This window comes from Brevibacillus massiliensis (assembly GCF_000311785.1).
GTDB lineage: Bacteria > Bacillota > Bacilli > Brevibacillales > Brevibacillaceae > Brevibacillus_C > Brevibacillus_C massiliensis.
Genome location: NZ_HE978538.1, coordinates 143945 through 158675, shown reverse-complemented (window position 1 = coordinate 158675; position 14731 = coordinate 143945). Strand labels below are relative to the sequence as shown.

At 52.2% G+C, this 14731-nt stretch carries 14 protein-coding genes; 5 read left to right on the top strand and 9 right to left on the bottom strand.

Annotation, left to right across the window (positions count from 1 at the left end):
- Window positions 1-41: 41 nt before the first annotated feature.
- The gene (locus tag HGBM_RS09985) at window positions 42-1511 is read right to left on the bottom strand and encodes a methyl-accepting chemotaxis protein (RefSeq protein WP_019120963.1); all 1470 of its coding nucleotides are present in this window, start codon (window positions 1509-1511) and stop codon (window positions 42-44) included.
- Window positions 1512-1592: 81 nt separating this feature from the next.
- The gene (locus HGBM_RS09980) at window positions 1593-2471 is read right to left on the bottom strand and encodes a LysR family transcriptional regulator (RefSeq protein WP_019120962.1); all 879 of its coding nucleotides are present in this window, start codon (window positions 2469-2471) and stop codon (window positions 1593-1595) included.
- Between the two features lie 141 nt (window positions 2472-2612).
- Here HGBM_RS09980 and HGBM_RS09975 point away from each other — a divergent pair, with 141 nt between their 5' ends.
- Complete coding sequence (locus HGBM_RS09975) at window positions 2613-3674, top strand: YeiH family protein (protein ID WP_019120961.1); 1062 nt, start codon at window positions 2613-2615, stop codon at window positions 3672-3674.
- A gap of 161 nt (window positions 3675-3835) precedes the next feature.
- Here the strand turns inward: HGBM_RS09975 and wrbA are convergent, their stop codons facing one another.
- From wrbA to HGBM_RS32075, 4 genes are all read right to left on the bottom strand, one after another.
- A complete protein-coding gene (gene wrbA, locus HGBM_RS09970; RefSeq protein WP_019120960.1) occupies window positions 3836-4444 on the bottom strand; it encodes an NAD(P)H:quinone oxidoreductase in 609 nt (202 codons plus the stop codon).
- A 30-nt stretch (window positions 4445-4474) separates the two neighbouring features.
- Window positions 4475-5179, bottom strand: a complete 705-nt coding sequence (locus tag HGBM_RS09965) for a pirin family protein (RefSeq protein ID WP_019120959.1) — start codon at window positions 5177-5179, stop codon at window positions 4475-4477.
- Window positions 5180-5202: 23 nt separating this feature from the next.
- A complete protein-coding gene (locus HGBM_RS09960; RefSeq protein ID WP_019120958.1) occupies window positions 5203-5973 on the bottom strand; it encodes a pirin family protein in 771 nt (256 codons plus the stop codon).
- Between the two features lie 338 nt (window positions 5974-6311).
- A complete protein-coding gene (locus tag HGBM_RS32075; RefSeq protein WP_019120957.1) occupies window positions 6312-6758 on the bottom strand; it encodes a sigma 54-interacting transcriptional regulator in 447 nt (148 codons plus the stop codon).
- A 162-nt stretch (window positions 6759-6920) separates the two neighbouring features.
- Between HGBM_RS32075 and HGBM_RS09950 the strand changes: the two genes are divergently transcribed.
- Window positions 6921-7358 carry a MarR family winged helix-turn-helix transcriptional regulator gene (locus tag HGBM_RS09950; protein WP_019120956.1) on the top strand — a complete coding sequence of 146 codons (438 nt, stop codon included), beginning with the start codon at window positions 6921-6923 and terminating at the stop codon, window positions 7356-7358.
- Window positions 7359-8066: 708 nt separating this feature from the next.
- On the opposite strand, the gene HGBM_RS09935 is transcribed toward HGBM_RS09950, so the two are convergent.
- Genes HGBM_RS09935 through HGBM_RS09925 form a run of 3 tightly spaced genes read right to left on the bottom strand, consistent with a single transcriptional unit; the run spans window position 8067 to window position 10686 of the window.
- A complete protein-coding gene (locus tag HGBM_RS09935) occupies window positions 8067-8843 on the bottom strand; it encodes an ABC transporter ATP-binding protein (RefSeq protein WP_019120954.1) in 777 nt (258 codons plus the stop codon).
- A gap of 19 nt (window positions 8844-8862) precedes the next feature.
- Window positions 8863-9627 (bottom strand): ABC transporter permease, encoded by a 765-nt coding sequence (locus tag HGBM_RS27155; protein WP_019120953.1) that lies wholly within the window; start codon window positions 9625-9627, stop codon window positions 8863-8865.
- Between the two features lie 24 nt (window positions 9628-9651).
- Window positions 9652-10686, bottom strand: coding sequence for an ABC transporter substrate-binding protein (locus HGBM_RS09925; protein ID WP_019120952.1), 1035 nt, complete (start codon window positions 10684-10686; stop codon window positions 9652-9654).
- 218 nt (window positions 10687-10904) lie between these two features.
- Here HGBM_RS09925 and mgtE point away from each other — a divergent pair, with 218 nt between their 5' ends.
- The 3 genes from mgtE to HGBM_RS09910 all read left to right on the top strand — a co-directional run bounded on the left by mgtE (window position 10905) and on the right by HGBM_RS09910 (window position 14689).
- On the top strand, window positions 10905-12251 hold the full coding sequence (mgtE, locus tag HGBM_RS09920; protein ID WP_019120951.1) for a magnesium transporter: 1347 nt from the start codon (window positions 10905-10907) through the stop codon (window positions 12249-12251).
- A 119-nt stretch (window positions 12252-12370) separates the two neighbouring features.
- Window positions 12371-12988 (top strand): DUF3298 and DUF4163 domain-containing protein, encoded by a 618-nt coding sequence (locus HGBM_RS09915; RefSeq protein ID WP_019120950.1) that lies wholly within the window; start codon window positions 12371-12373, stop codon window positions 12986-12988.
- A gap of 21 nt (window positions 12989-13009) precedes the next feature.
- Window positions 13010-14689, top strand: a complete 1680-nt coding sequence (locus tag HGBM_RS09910) for a sulfatase family protein (protein WP_019120949.1) — start codon at window positions 13010-13012, stop codon at window positions 14687-14689.
- The last annotated feature ends 42 nt before the right edge of the window (window positions 14690-14731 follow it).

The following is a 14731-nucleotide window of genomic DNA, read 5'->3' as shown; positions in this document are numbered from 1 at the left end:
AAGAAAACCCAAACCATCTTCAGACGGTCTGGGTCTTTTCCCTACTGCAAAGATTTTTGAAGTTTGTCGGACAACAGCTTTAATTGGCCGATTTCACTGGTGATTTCGTTCACCTTTTCATGCTGGGTTTCCGCGGTGGCGAACAATTCCTCCAGACTGGCCATGGACCGTTCCGTAACGGAAGTGATGTTGGACATCTCCTCTGCCACTTCGCCAGAGCGTTGCTTTACCTGATCCATGCTGGAGATGACGATGCCCACTGCTTTCATGAACCCTTCCATTCCCGCTTTCACCTGTTGGATCGAGGTAGCGGTTTTGGTAGCCAGCTCCTGCCCTTTTGCCACCGAGGACTGCCCTTCGCCCATCTGTTTTACGGCATTTTGGCTTTCCTGATGCAGCGACTGCAAAATCCCGGCGATCTCTTCCGTGGCGCTGGCGCTTTGTTCAGCCAGTTTGCGCACTTGGTCCGCTACGACGGCAAAGCCCCTGCCGTGTTCACCCGCCCTCGCCGATTCAATGGCGGCATTCAGCGCGAGCATGTTGGTCTGCGTAGCGATTTGATTGATCGTTCCGACGATCTCTTCTACTTTTTCTGCCTGTTGGTTCAGTTGATAAATCGTTTCCGAAGCGACCCGGACGGTTTCGACGATATTGTTCATTTGAATCGACAGCTCGTTCATCATTTCGAGACCGGCAGCCAGCCGCAGGTTGTTCTGTTCCGCTTCCGCCTTCATCACGCCTGACTGGTCGTTTACGTGCAGGATTTCCTTGTCGATCGACTGGACCTCTTCCTCGATTTTCAGCGTCGAACTGGTCTGCGCCTCCATTCCTGCCGCTACCTCCCGGAAGGCCATCATCATCTCGTCTGTGCCCCGCTTCGTCACTTCCGCATGTTCGTGTACCTGTTCAGAGGTGGCGTCCAGCTGCCGCGTGACAAACTTGATGTTGTCCAACAGCTCAGCCAGGCGCTCCCCTTTCTCCTCCGCATCGCGCCTGGCCGCTTCCGCTTTGGCCAGGGAAGCTTGTCCCGCCAGACACAGATAGGCAAGTCCGGCAACCATCAGCACGATGGCAATACAATGCAGGAGCATGTCAACTTGTGAGCTGCCATCCTCCAAAATGCGGATATATCCGGTGTAAAATGCGACGGCCGTTACAGCTATCTCGACAATCCCGGCGGAAATGACGAGTTTCCAATCCAGATACGCAGCCAGAAATCCCAAGATGATAAAGGACAGGTAGCCCATTACGGGAATATCTGTGAAGTGATTGAATGAGGCACTGTAAAACAAGAAACCTGCCGCTACCAGATAGCGAATCAGCAAGCTGTTCTTCCTGATGAAGTACCAAGGCGACACAAGTAAGGTAACAATAAGGCCGACAGATACCAACTGAAAGTAGGGTACATTTGTCTGAAAAGCGATTAAAGCTGCCACCCAGAGGTAATTCCAGAGAATAAAAATCATAAAGCCCTCTTTGTTGGTCAAGGTATTTCGGATCAAACGCAGCATTGCAACCCCTCTTTTCTTTCAACCCTCGCAAGATTTGGTATTGATCTAATACCCTCTATTGCAGACGAGTAAACGATCTTCTCAGATTTCGCTTCGCAGCAGGGCCAAGAACAGCTCTACTGCCCGTGTTTGAAACTGAGCAGACTTCGTGACCGCATAAAACTTCCGGACGAAGGGGAATCCCTCCATCGGCAATAGGCGCAAGGAACCTAGCGACAATTCCTTGCGCACAGCCCAATGGGAAAGAAACGTAATACCGAGACCCGCTTCCACGGACTCCTTGATAATCTGGGTGCTGCCAAATTCCATCGTACTGCCCGGGACCAGGCCAAAACGGGCAAACATCTTGTCCGTTGCATCCCTTGTGCCTGAACCAGTCTCGCGAATGATCCACGTCTCCGCGCACAGGTCGGCGATGTCGACCCGGCTCTTGCCAGCCAGGCGATGATTCGCCGAGACCACAATGGACATGGAATCTTCGGCAAACGGTTCGATCGACAGCTGGTCGTGATGGAATTCTCCCTCGACAATCCCCACATCCAGTTGGTGGGCGGCGACCAGCTCAGCGATCTCCCGGGTATTTCCAATGGTAATTTTCGGCTTGATCAACGGATATTGCGCATGCAGAGCAGCAATAATATGAGGCAGCACATACTCCCCGAAAGTATAGCTGGCCCCAATCGACAGATTGCCGCTTGCCTTATTCATCAAGTCGTCTACCAGACACTGCATCCGGGTGTAGAGTCCCAGTATTTCCTTGGCGTAATGATAGACGATTTCACCGGCTCGGGTCAGGCGCACATACTTGTTGCTTCGTTCCAGGAGCTTGCTGCCAGTGGCACGTTCCAACATTCGAATATACTGGCTGACGGCCGGTTGGGTCATGTGAAGCTCCTCTGCGGCTCGCGAAAAATTTTCTTTTTCCACAACGGTAACAAAGACAAGCAAATGATGGTCCATGACGGTCTCCCTCCCTGCCTTCTTGGTAAGCTGCCTCCATTATATAATTTTACTTATTATCATGATCATAATGATTTATTTTTCTTATCTTAACGAATGCTTTATGCTAACAGTGAAGAACAGAATGATGGGGGTGAGCCGTTGGCGAACCAAATGAAAAACACCGTGCCCTTGGGCGGCAAGGCGGCACTGCCAAAAGAGGAAGGAGCTCGTTTGCAAACAGCCTGGCTCTGGCTGGGAGGCATAGCATTTACTTTTGCCGTTTCGCTTTTGGGGTTTGGATTGGCAAAGGTTCCCGGATTCGACCATGTCGGGCCGCTGGCATCTGCCATCGTGATCGCTGTGGTCTACCGGCAAATGTGGGGTTATCCCGAAGCCATCCGCTCCGGTATCCAGTTCTCGACGAAAAAATTATTGCGTCTGGCAATCATCCTATACGGTTTAAAATTAAACATCGACATTGTCTTCCACCAAGGGCTGGGGCTGCTTGCACTTGGAGCGGGAGCGATCGTTTTCTCCATCCTTTTGACCCTTTTGCTCTCCAAATGGCTGAAAGCAGATTTCTCACTGTCGCTGATCCTGGGAGTCGGAACCGGCGTTTGCGGTGCTGCCGCCATAGCCGCCGTATCGCCGATCGTCAAGGCAAAAGCGGAAGACACCGCTATCGGGGTCGGCATTATCGCCCTGGTCGGTACGGTATTTTCCGTCATCTACACGATAGTGAGACCCTCGCTGCCGATATCAGCCACTGATTACGGGATTTGGTCCGGGATCAGCCTGCACGAACTCGCCCATGTCGCATTGGCTGGCGCACCGGCCGGGCAAGACGCCCTGGCGATCGCGCTCTTGGCCAAACTGAGCCGGGTGCTGCTGCTAGTGCCGCTCTGTTTTATTTTGATGTACTGGATGAAACGGGCAGGCAAGCTGGAATCGGGCGGAAAGATTGAATTCCCTTGGTTTTTGATCGGTTTTATCCTGATGAGTTTGATCGGAAGCTACGTACTCGGCAGCTGCATTCCGGTTTCGGAAGCCGTCATGGGCGATGTTTCCAATCTCACCTCGTTCATCTTGACGATGGCGATGGTAGGACTCGGATTAAATGTCAGCCTGCGCGATGTCCGCACCAAAGCCCTGCGGCCGCTGCTGGCGATGGTCATCACCTCTGTCCTGCTGTCTGTCGTCAGCTTTATCGCGGTATTGTAAGAAAAGCTTCGATTGAAGCCTTCTCGAAGAAGTAGTCGGATCCTTCATTGGAGGAAGTTTTTCATGCGGGATAAGAAAGCTTTTTCAGGATCTTATCCTGTAAGAAAAAGAACCGAATGCATTCACGCTGCATCGGCTCTTTTTCTTTTGATTTCATTGCCTTATTGAAGTCCTTTTTTCACCCATTCTGCCACTTGAACGGTACGCTTCGCCTGGTGCTTTACGGCATCGGCAACATCTTCGACCATATTGCCGTTTTGATCAACGGTTACGCTCGTACCATATGGATTGCCGCCCGCCGCAAAAGTGACCGGATCGGTATATCCAGGCGCCGCGACGATCGCTCCCCAATGGTACATGGAGGTATAGATGGAAAGGATCGTTTGCTCTTGACCGCCGTGTGCATTGCTTGCCGAAGACATGGCGCTGACCACCTTATTGGCCAGTTTTCCTTGTGCCCAGAGGCCTCCGGTCGTATCCAGGAACTGTTTCATCTGGGCGGCCACGGTGCCGAATCGGGAGGGGGAGCTGAAAATGAACGCGTCTGCCCATTCCAGATCGCCAGGAGTGACCGTTGGCACGTCTTTGGTAGCTTCGACATGCGCTTTCCATGCCGGGTTGGACGCAATCGCAGCTTCCGGCGCAAGCTCCGGCACCTTGAGGACTTTTACTTCTGCACCTGCCGCTTTGGCGCCCTCTGCTGCCATCTGGGCCATTTTGTAGTTCGTACCGGTAGAACTGTAATAAATAATCGCCACGTTTACACTCATGTTCATACCTCCTAATTTGTAAATTCCTTTTTATGGTAAATCAATTAACATAAAAAGCGTATCTTTATCAGCGGTGATCTGCAGGACAGGCGTGTCCGTGATCCGGGCGGAATCCCGCCTGTTTAGCGTCGTATCCCCGTTGATCGACAGCGTGCCTTCAATGACGAACAGAAAAATTCTGCGCCCCTCATCCTGGGTAAAGCTAATCTCCTGCCCTTCCTTCAGATCAGATAAGTAAATTGTCAGGTCCTGGTTGATAAAAGCCACCTGATCTCCGGCCTGTTTTTTCGAGACGACCGACAGCAGGCGGTTTTCCAATTGGTCCACTGGAAAATGGACTTGCTGGTAGGATGGCGGCAAGCCCGGCGTATCGGGCAGGAACCACAGCTGCAGGAAGTTCACCTCTTCCGAAGACGAGGGATTCATCTCCGAATGAACCACCCCTGTGCCGGCGGTCATGCGCTGTATCCCCCCGAAGGTGGTCGTTGCCGTATGCCCGGCGCTGTCTTGATGTTGAAGGCAGCCCTTCAGCACAATCGAGACAATCTCCATCTCCCGGTGAGGATGGGCCCCAAAGCCTTTGGACGGTTGGACGATATCGTCGTTGAGCACGCGGAGCGGCCCAAAGTTGAGGTTGGCCGGATCGTAATACTCGGCAAATGAAAAACTGAAATTGCTCTTCAGCCACCCGTGGTCTGCCGTAAACCGGGATGCTGCAGGATATACTTGAATCATCTTTTCTCCTCTTTCCAGGTGTTTTACCTTTTCGGGTACAGCGGATAATCTACCTCCGTCGGCACTTCCACGATCGTCAGCCACAGCGGTTCATCTGCCGTCGACTTAATTGCAAGCGACTCGCTCGCATCCGCCTGGATCACGATAAAATCTGTCTGCTGAAAATCTGCAGACCTGCCGGTTTCCCCGACGCAGGTACCGCTTCCCCGTATTGCCAGTCCAGATACTGTCCGGTTTTTTTCTACCGTTCTTTCGTAGACGGCTCCGGGAGCCAGCCGGATATCCCACATCCGGGCATCGGCTACCAATTGCAGCGGTGCCCCTTCGCCAATGACTGTTTTAACGAGAACCCCGTCTTTTTCCACAACGGGAAACTCCTCATGTTCATGCTGTTCGTATGCCGGAGCGCGACGCAGCGCTTCGCGAATAGAAGGCTCAAACCAGATTTGGAACAGCTCACAATCGGGCCCGACGAGCCGCTCATTGTGATACACGCCGGAGCCGGCCTGGATCAATTGCGCGCCGCCTGCACCGACTACGCTTTTGGTCCCAAGCGAATCGCCGTGATGGGCCTGCCCGTTGATCACATATGTCAAGATCTCAAAGGCTTGATGCGGATGGGAATCGATATACCCCTCTTCCTTGGCCTTTGCCCACGCCCAGTAAAACAACGGACCGATTCGCTGTACCGCAGAGCCCTCACCGGAAAACCCAATCGGTTTTTGCTCGGTAATTTTACCGCCATCGAATGCTCCGATGCCCTGCTCCACCCGTGGATGCACTGCAATGTTCATCCCGTCACCTCTTTGTTCTCCCCGGATAGTCTCTAATAGATGAATGATATACGGTCTGCCCGGAGCTTGAAGTACACATCTCGAATTCGAGATATTTTTTCAAAAAATAGAAGCCGCCTTAATCGGCGTGGCAGATTATCTCGAATTCGAGATAATAATAAATGATTATCTGGTGAATGTCAACTCCCTCTTCGTTAGCCTGTTGAACCGTATGCCTATCCTACCCGGTATGCTCTTTTTTCACCCTCCTCCAGCAGAAGTGCTAAACTCATCAGCCCCCGTTCAAGACTTTCAGCCTAAAGATCACTCCTGGGTGCGAACAATCAAACGAGCCCCGCTTACAATAGCGAGGCTCGTTCCGTTCCGTCCACTCTATGCCCAGTGAGGCTGCTCCCACAGCAGCAGCTTTTGCCCGATCCCCTGGGCGAGCGCTTCTTTGTACACCTTAAACCCCCAACCTTGGCGCCGCAGTTTATCGATATAAACGGCTGGTCGGCCCTGGGACTGGCTTCGTGAATCGCGCGGGCAAACATTTCCTTGCCTGTGCCGCTCTCTCCTGTTTTCAAAATGGTGGAGCTGCTCTTGGCAAAATGCGCCGCCTTGCTTTTGATGTTCTTCATCACCGGCGTCTCACAAATAATGTCGGCAAACGTATTCTTCCGGTTGCTGTTGGTGAACTCAAAGGCCAACTGCTTCATATTTTCGTAATCGTACAGGGAAACAACCGCCCAGGTAACGATCTGCTGATCGACGATCGGTGTCAGATCAGCAAGGAATCTTTGCACCTCCCTCCTCCTTTGATAGCTGGTTTCCTATTATCATAGGGTTTTTCCGCCAAAAGTTCATCTGCGAATATGGAATTTTCGCGCTAATCCGGATTTGACAAAACGGTCCGGTTTGAATAAAATCATACGAATTCGAGATATTCGCAGATTGAGGTGCCTGACATGGAAAAAAATCTGTCCTTGGAGTTGTTTCTGGTGCTGTCCCGGGCCTACAGATCTGTCATGGAACACGCCATCCGGGACATTCGCCGCTACTCCTTAAATCCGACGGAGTTTGCCGTACTGGAGCTCTTGTACCATAAAGGTCCCCATGCGCTTCAACAAATCGGCGAAAAAATCTTGCTGGCCAGCGGAAGCATTACCTATGTAGTAGATAAATTGGAAGAAAAAGGGTATCTCACCCGGGAACCTTGTGAAAAAGACCGCCGAATCACGTACGCTACCATTACGGAAAAAGGGAATCAACTGATGGACGAAATTTTCCCCCAGCATATCCAGGCGATTACGCGAGCGGTGGCAGGGCTTGACGAGGCGGAAAAAGCAGAGGCGCTGCAATTGCTGAAAAAACTGGGGATCAAGGCAAAAGAGACGCTCGAGTAAAAGAAGTTGAGCTAGAGCGAAGAAATGGGGGGAAGTTTCATGGCAAGCTGAATTTCTAACTCATTTATCATGGTTGTCATTACCGTTTTTTTATTCTTGTTGACAAGCTTCACAAGCCTTTTCCACTTTGTTAATGATGATTGGGGGATACACCCGCTATATATCTTCTTTGCTCTAGCCGTTGTATCCTTTAGCTTGGGAATCGCAGGATTCATCGGAATGAGAGACGGAAAATCCATTTTGCGAAGCATGGCCGCGGTTCTTTTTAGTCTGGGATTACTTGTAATTGTCGGATTTATCATTTCAATAGGCAAGTTGTTTGGATAATTTTTACACATAACAACCTTCGCCAGGCAGAACCGGGCCAAGGTTGTTTTTTAGTTTGTGCTGGTGCAACAACCAAAATAGGGTTAATCTACCCTGCGTGCTTCCCAAAGGAGCAACAATCTGTGATGCAGAAGAAACCAACTATGCCTTCAATGATTTCCTGAACAGGTACCGGATCATCCAAGCCATTGAATTGCTGCGAAAAGGCGATATGTTCAGCTACGAGGTTGCCGATTACGCAGGATTACAAATACTTCAGCCACGTCTTCAAGAAATACACCGGAACCTCGCCCACTCCATTTTTGAAAAATAAAATAGAGTGCCCGCAAGCACTCCTTCTTCGTATTGGCATAGATACAGGCGTCTCTGCCCAGCCGGCCGCTATTTGCCCGCTTTGGCTCCCTGCAGCTCCATCACGATCTCCCACTTGTAGCTGATGAACTCTTGGGTCAACTGCATGTCGTAGGTGCGGGGGCGTTCCAGCGACACCTCGATCTCTCTGGCAATCCTCCCCGGCCTGGCAGACATGACGTAGACGCGGTCAGACAGGTAAACAGCTTCATCCACGTCATGGGTGACGAACAGAACGCTGCATTTTTCCGCTTCCCAGACGGTCAGCAGCAGATCCTGCATTTCCCTGCGGGTCTGTGCGTCCAGGGCGCCAAACGGCTCGTCCATCAGCAGCAGGCTGGGCTTGTACACCAGCGCCCGGGCGATGGCCACCCGCTGCTGCATCCCGCCGGACATCTGCGACGGATAGTGATTTTCGAAGCCTTCGAGCCCTACCAGCTTCAAAAAGTGAAAGGCCAGCTCCTTTTTTTCCGCCTTGCTGATCGTCGGATCCTTTTTCAAGGCAAAGGCGACATTTTCCCAGGCGTGAAACCACGGAACCAAGCTATACTGCTGAAAAACGACGCCGCGATCCCGCCCCGCATGGGTGATCGGCTTGCCATCCAGGACGAGCTGCCCTTCTTGATAGTCATCCAGGCCGGCTACCAGCCGTAGGAACGTAGATTTGCCGCATCCGGACGGCCCCAAGAGAGAAACGAATTCCTGCTTGCCGATTGTCAGGCTTACGTCGGCGAGCGCAGTGATTTCCTGTTTATTGCTGACAAACCGCTTGCTTACCTTTTCTGCTGCCAGTCTAACCTCTTTCAAGGCGAACCTCCTCCCCGATCTACCCCTTGATGCGCTCTGATTCTTTCCACGGGAACAGGCGGGTGTACAATCGTTTGAACAAGAGATCGGTCACCAGGCCCAGGATTCCGATGACAAGGATTCCGAGGATGATCCGATCCGTCTCCAGATAGCGCTGCGCCTGCATGATGCGAAAGCCCAGCCCCTCTGAAGCAGCTACCAGTTCCGCGACGACCAGGTACGTCCAGGCCCAACCCCAGGTCGTGCGAAAGGTGTCCATGATGCCTGGCATCGCAGCTTTGAGGATGATCTCCCTGACGATCTCCAAGCGCGAGAAGCCAAGGGTCATGCCGACCTCGACCAGGGAACGGTTGACCGTTTTACAGTTGTCGGCGATCATGATGACCTCCTGGAAAAACACGCCCAAAAACAAGATAAAAAACTTTTGCCCGTCGGTGGTGCCGAACCAGAGGATCGACAGCGGGACAAACGCCACCGCCGGCATATACCGCACCAGCCCCACCAGCGGCTCCCAAAACGACATCCACGCTTTGGACGTGCCCATCATCACGCCGATCGGCAAAGCCAGCGCCGTAGAGATCAAGAACCCCATCAGGATGCGGTAAAAGCTGACGCCAATGTCGGAGAACAGGATCCCTTCCTTAATCTCCTGACTCGCCGCCCTCAGCACGTCGCCGGGAGATGGCAAAAACAGCGGGTCGATGATGTTTCCGTAGGTGACAACCACCCAGGCGAAGAGCACCAGAAAGACACCCAGGAAGGAATACCACGTGTTGCGTGTCATATTACAGCCCCTATCTGTTTCGCATTATTGCATGTCGAGCATGTGATCCAAATCGATATCCGCTTTCAAGCCTTCACTCTCCACCATCAAACTGTGGATATTTTTCACCGTTTCCGCCAATTTGCCCGATGCGGCCAAGTCGGCGGTTTCTTTTGTCGAGTAGAATTTCAACCCTTCCAGGATTGGCGGCAGCTCTTCCGGCTTGCTGCCGCTGCCGGCAGCCACGATCTCATTGCCCTCCTGCTCGTTCGCCTTCCAGTACTCCAGCGCCTCGTCCCATACCTGGCGCAATTTTTCCTTGGCATCGGGGTGTTGGCTGAGGTATTCAGATTTCAAGACGACGATGTCGCTGATCAGCCCAGGAGCATTTTTCCCGGAGTAAACCACGTGCAGGCCCTTGTCTTTGCCCTTGTCCAGCACCTCGTGGATGAATGGAGCATAGGTGACAGCCGCATCCACTTGCCCCGGGATCAAAGACAGCCCCGCGTTGGCTGCCGGCATAAAGACCGTCTCCACATCCTGCTTCTTCATGCCCTTTTCTTTTAGCGCCTGCTGCAGCAGCAAATCGGAAGTCGTGCCTTCCTCAAACGCCACCTTTTTTCCCTTCAGCTGTTCCACACCGGCTATATCCTTGGAAGCGAGGATCGCGTCCGCATCCTGCGATTCGTCCATGTAGATGATTCCCTTGACGTCCAGGTTATTCTTGGCCACCATGCGGATCGTCGTATGGGTAGCCAGGTTGGCCGCCTGAACGTTATCGGATAAAAAGGCCGCATTCATGTCAGCATCTTGCACGAACGAGACCAGTTCTACCTTCAGACCGTGTTTCTCAAACATGCCTTTCTTTTCGGCGATCCACCACGGACCATTGCCCAGCCAAGGCTGCAAGCCCATTTTCAGCGACAGTACATCCGATGCCTGGCCTGCCTGCTGTCCGCTCGCTGCCGGCGTTCTTTCCGTTTGCTTGTCCGCCGGGGCCGCACCGTTGGAAGCGCAGCCGGTCAGCAGCAAAAATGGCAGCAGTATGCTTGCCGCAAGTGTGTAGACTCTCTTTTTCACTTGATGTTCCCCTCTTTCGCTACCCTGTCATTCGCTATTTTCTTTATCATATTAAATTGATAAATCATTAAATTATTAAATCACTTTTGCGTAAAAAAATCCAGCCCTGATGCCTGATGATGGAATTTGTTTCTACTGTTTGTCATGAAATGGCCCACAACGTCAAATGATATGAAATAATGGCCTGTAGGGAGAGCAAGATCGCGAGGAGGGTAAGCATGTCTGACGTGATAGTCCTGGATGAATGGAAAAGCATTTTAATTGAACAAAACATTGAATTATTGTACGAACTCGTATCCCATCTACAGCCATACGACTTGGCCGAAATCATAAAAAATCTTGAATATGATGACCAATTGCAATTTATTTCCCTGATTCCCCTTTCGCTCGGCGCCGAGATTCTCGAGTACCTTGATCCCGAACTGCAATACAAGATACTGGCTCGCATAGATGATCAGCGTGCCGCTTCCTTGTTGAATAAAATGTCAAGTGATACCGTCGTGGACATGCTCCTGGCGGTTCATCCCCGTCAGGCCAACAAACTGATGGACTTTTTGCCTGACGACTACCGGAAAAAAATCAGCACCCTGATGACATTTCCCCCTAATTCGGCGGGCAGCCTGGCTACGGTCAACTACATCGGCTCGCGAATCACCTGGACGGTTGACCAAGCTTTGCATCACGTCCGGAAAGTGGGACATGAGGCGGAAATCGTATCTTACGTCTATGTCATTGGAGCCCACGGTGAACTCGTCGGGGTTGTCTCCTTGAAGGAAATCATCCTGGCTCCGCCCGGCACCAAATTGGCGGACATCGTCACGGACGACGTTATCTCCGTTCCCTTCGACATGGATCAGCAAGAGGTGGCCTCCATCTTGTCCAATTACGATTTGGTCGCCATTCCGGTAGTGACGCGGGAAAACAGAATGATCGGGATTATTACCGTTGACGATTTGATTGACGTCATCCATGAAGAAGCTACTGAGGATTTTCAGAAAATGGGCGGCAGCCAGCCTTTGATGGAACCTTACTTTAAAAATTCGATTTGGGGTCTCTTTAAAAAAAGAATTGGCTGGCTATTAATTTTATTTATCGCCGAAGCCTACACCGGCACTATTTTGAGACATTTCGAAGATACCCTGTCCCAGCAGATCGCCCTGTCTTTCTTCATCCCGCTGCTCATTGGCACCGGCGGCAATACGGGATCCCAAACCGTTACTACCTTGGTCCGGGCTTTGGCTGTCGGCGAAGTGAGATTTAAGGATATCTATAAGGTTATCGGCAAAGAGGCATCCACAGGTGTGCTGCTCGGCGTATCGATGGGCGTCATTGCTCTTCTTCGCGCCGCATTGTTGGGGGTAGACCTCCACATCGGCGCAGTCGTTGCGATCACAGCCTTGTTTATCGTCATTTGGGCATCCATGGTCGCTGCCGTTTTGCCCATGATCCTGCATAAGTTGAGAGTAGACCCTGCCGTCGTATCAGGACCTTTTATCACTACGCTCGTAGATGGAACGGGTTTGATCATTTACTTTACCATGGCAAAGCTGCTGCTGCATCTGTAGAACGGCAGCGTAAACAAGCGAGTGCCCTGGGCATCTATCCGGTAAAATAGGCTGTCACCGATACCATCTCTTGAATAGGCTTTAGTACATACGAAAAGCGGACGAAAGGAATGGGCACAGTGGATCCGACTCAACTGCCGGTTCAAATCCAAACCGTTTCGATCATTCTCCCAAATGTAACCATCTACTACCCGATGGTCACAGGACTGCAGAACGCAAATGCGGAGGAGAGCATCAACCAGGCCATTTATCAACAAGTGCAGGCCCTCATCGCACAGCAGGGCTTTTATCAGAATCCTGCCGGTACACAAATGACCGGTTATTATGAGATCAAAACCAACGAGCGCGGCATCCTCAGTCTGACGCTTGGCAACTATGCGTACATACAGTACCATGCTCACGGACTGACGATTCTAAAGGCGATCACCGCAGACATCCATACAGGCAGGATCTACCGGTTGCAGGATTTGTTTAAACCCGGCAGCGATTATGTGCGAAGGCTGTCCGATCTGATTCGGGTGCAAATCAGGCAGCGCAATATTCCGCTTTTGAATGATTTCAAGGGCATCCGGCCGGATCAGGATTTTTACATCGCCGACAAGTCGTTGGTCGTATACTTCCAGCTTTACGAAATGACGCCTTATTACTACGGTTTCCCCATGTTCCCGATTTCTGTTTACGAGCTGCAGGATATTTTGGACGAAAACGGACCGCTCGGCAAGATGCTCCCGGGTTGAATTCGTTCAGAGGAGGCCTTGATGAATATTCTCATTTTCATCGTCGACCAACAACGATATCCCCCGATATATGAAACGGCCGAGCTCAGAGCCTGGCGCAAACAGAATCTGCTCACCCAGAGCCGTCTGTCTTCACAAGGCGTAGAATTCTCGCGCCACTATGTCGGAGCTACAGCCTGTTCCCCCAGCAGGGCCACTCTCTTCACCGGTCAGTATCCGTCGCTTCACGGCGTCACCCAGACCAGCGGCGCGGCAAAAGAGCCTTTTGACAGCGACATGTTCTGGCTGGACCGAAACACGGTGCCGACCATGGGCGATTACTTCCGCGCTGCCGGGTACAGGACCTTTTACAAAGGGAAGTGGCATATTTCTGACGAGGATATGATCATTCCCGGAACCCACACGCCCATCCCCAGCTATCATCCCCAAACCGGCGTACCTGATCCGGCAAAGGTAGAGCTGTACCTGCATGCTGATCGCTTGGATGCCTTTGGCTTTACCGGCTGGGTCGGTCCGGAGCCCCATGGCAGGGACCCGCACAACTCCGGCTCTTCAGCGGCGATCGGCCTGCGGGGGCGTGATGAATTCTACGCTGCCGAGCTGGTCGGACTGATTTCAAAGCTGGAACAAGAGGGAAAATCCTCCGATGGGTATCAGCCCTGGCTCATCGTCGCTTCTTTCGTCAACCCTCACGATATCGCCTTATATGGGGCCATTTCTTCCATCTATCCCTTGTTTGCCTTCTCCGTCGACGACACCATCCCCCCTGTCCCCGCACCGCCTACCATAAACGAAACCCTGCTGACCAAGCCGCGCTGCCAGGCCAGCTACCGAAAAACGTACCCCCAAGCCTTTCAGCCCATATTTCGCAACGCATTTTACCGGCGGCTCTACTACCAGTTGCAAAGGAATGTCGACTGGGAAATGGGAAAAGTTTTTCAGGCTCTGCAGCAATCTTCGTTTTATCAAGATACGATTGTCGTCTTCACGTCTGACCACGGCGAACTGCTCGGCGCCCACGGCGATTTGCACCAAAAATGGTACTGCGCCTATGAAGAAGCCATCTGCGTTCCGCTGATCTTTCACAATCCCCGCCTGTTTGACAGACACCGGAAGATCAATACGGCAACCAGCCACGTAGATATTCTGCCCACCCTTTTGGGGCTGATCGGAGCTGATGCAGAAGAGCTGCAAGCAACGCTGCGGCAAAGCTTTAGCGAAGTGCGCCCCTTTGTCGGCCGTAACCTGTCTGCCCTACTCTGCGGCGACGGCGGGCCGGCGGACGCCTGGGATGAACCTGTCTATTTTATGACGGAAGACGATGTGACAAACGGCCAGCACCAGGTAGGGCTCCTGGGGAACCCGTACAAGTCGGTCGTCCAGCCCAATGCGGTCGAAACAGTCATAGCCGCTCTGACGGTTGACGGGTGTAAAGAATATTGGAAGTACTCCCGCTACTACCCCAACCCGCGGTCCAGCACGGAGAACGGCAGGGAACTGAAAGTTCCCGATGAATATGAGATGTACAACCTGACCAAAGACCCCTGGGAGACGACCAACCTTGCCCACCCGGCATTTGCGAACCCGCAAACGAGAAGCATCCAGCTTCATCTAGCGGAGCTGTTGCACGCACAGTCCGCACGCAAACGGTTGTACCCGACTAGAAAACCTGGCTTCGCAAGCTTTTTGGCGGAGACTTAGCTGCGACGCACAGGATGTGCTAGTGCTGGCGGTGCCCCAGGA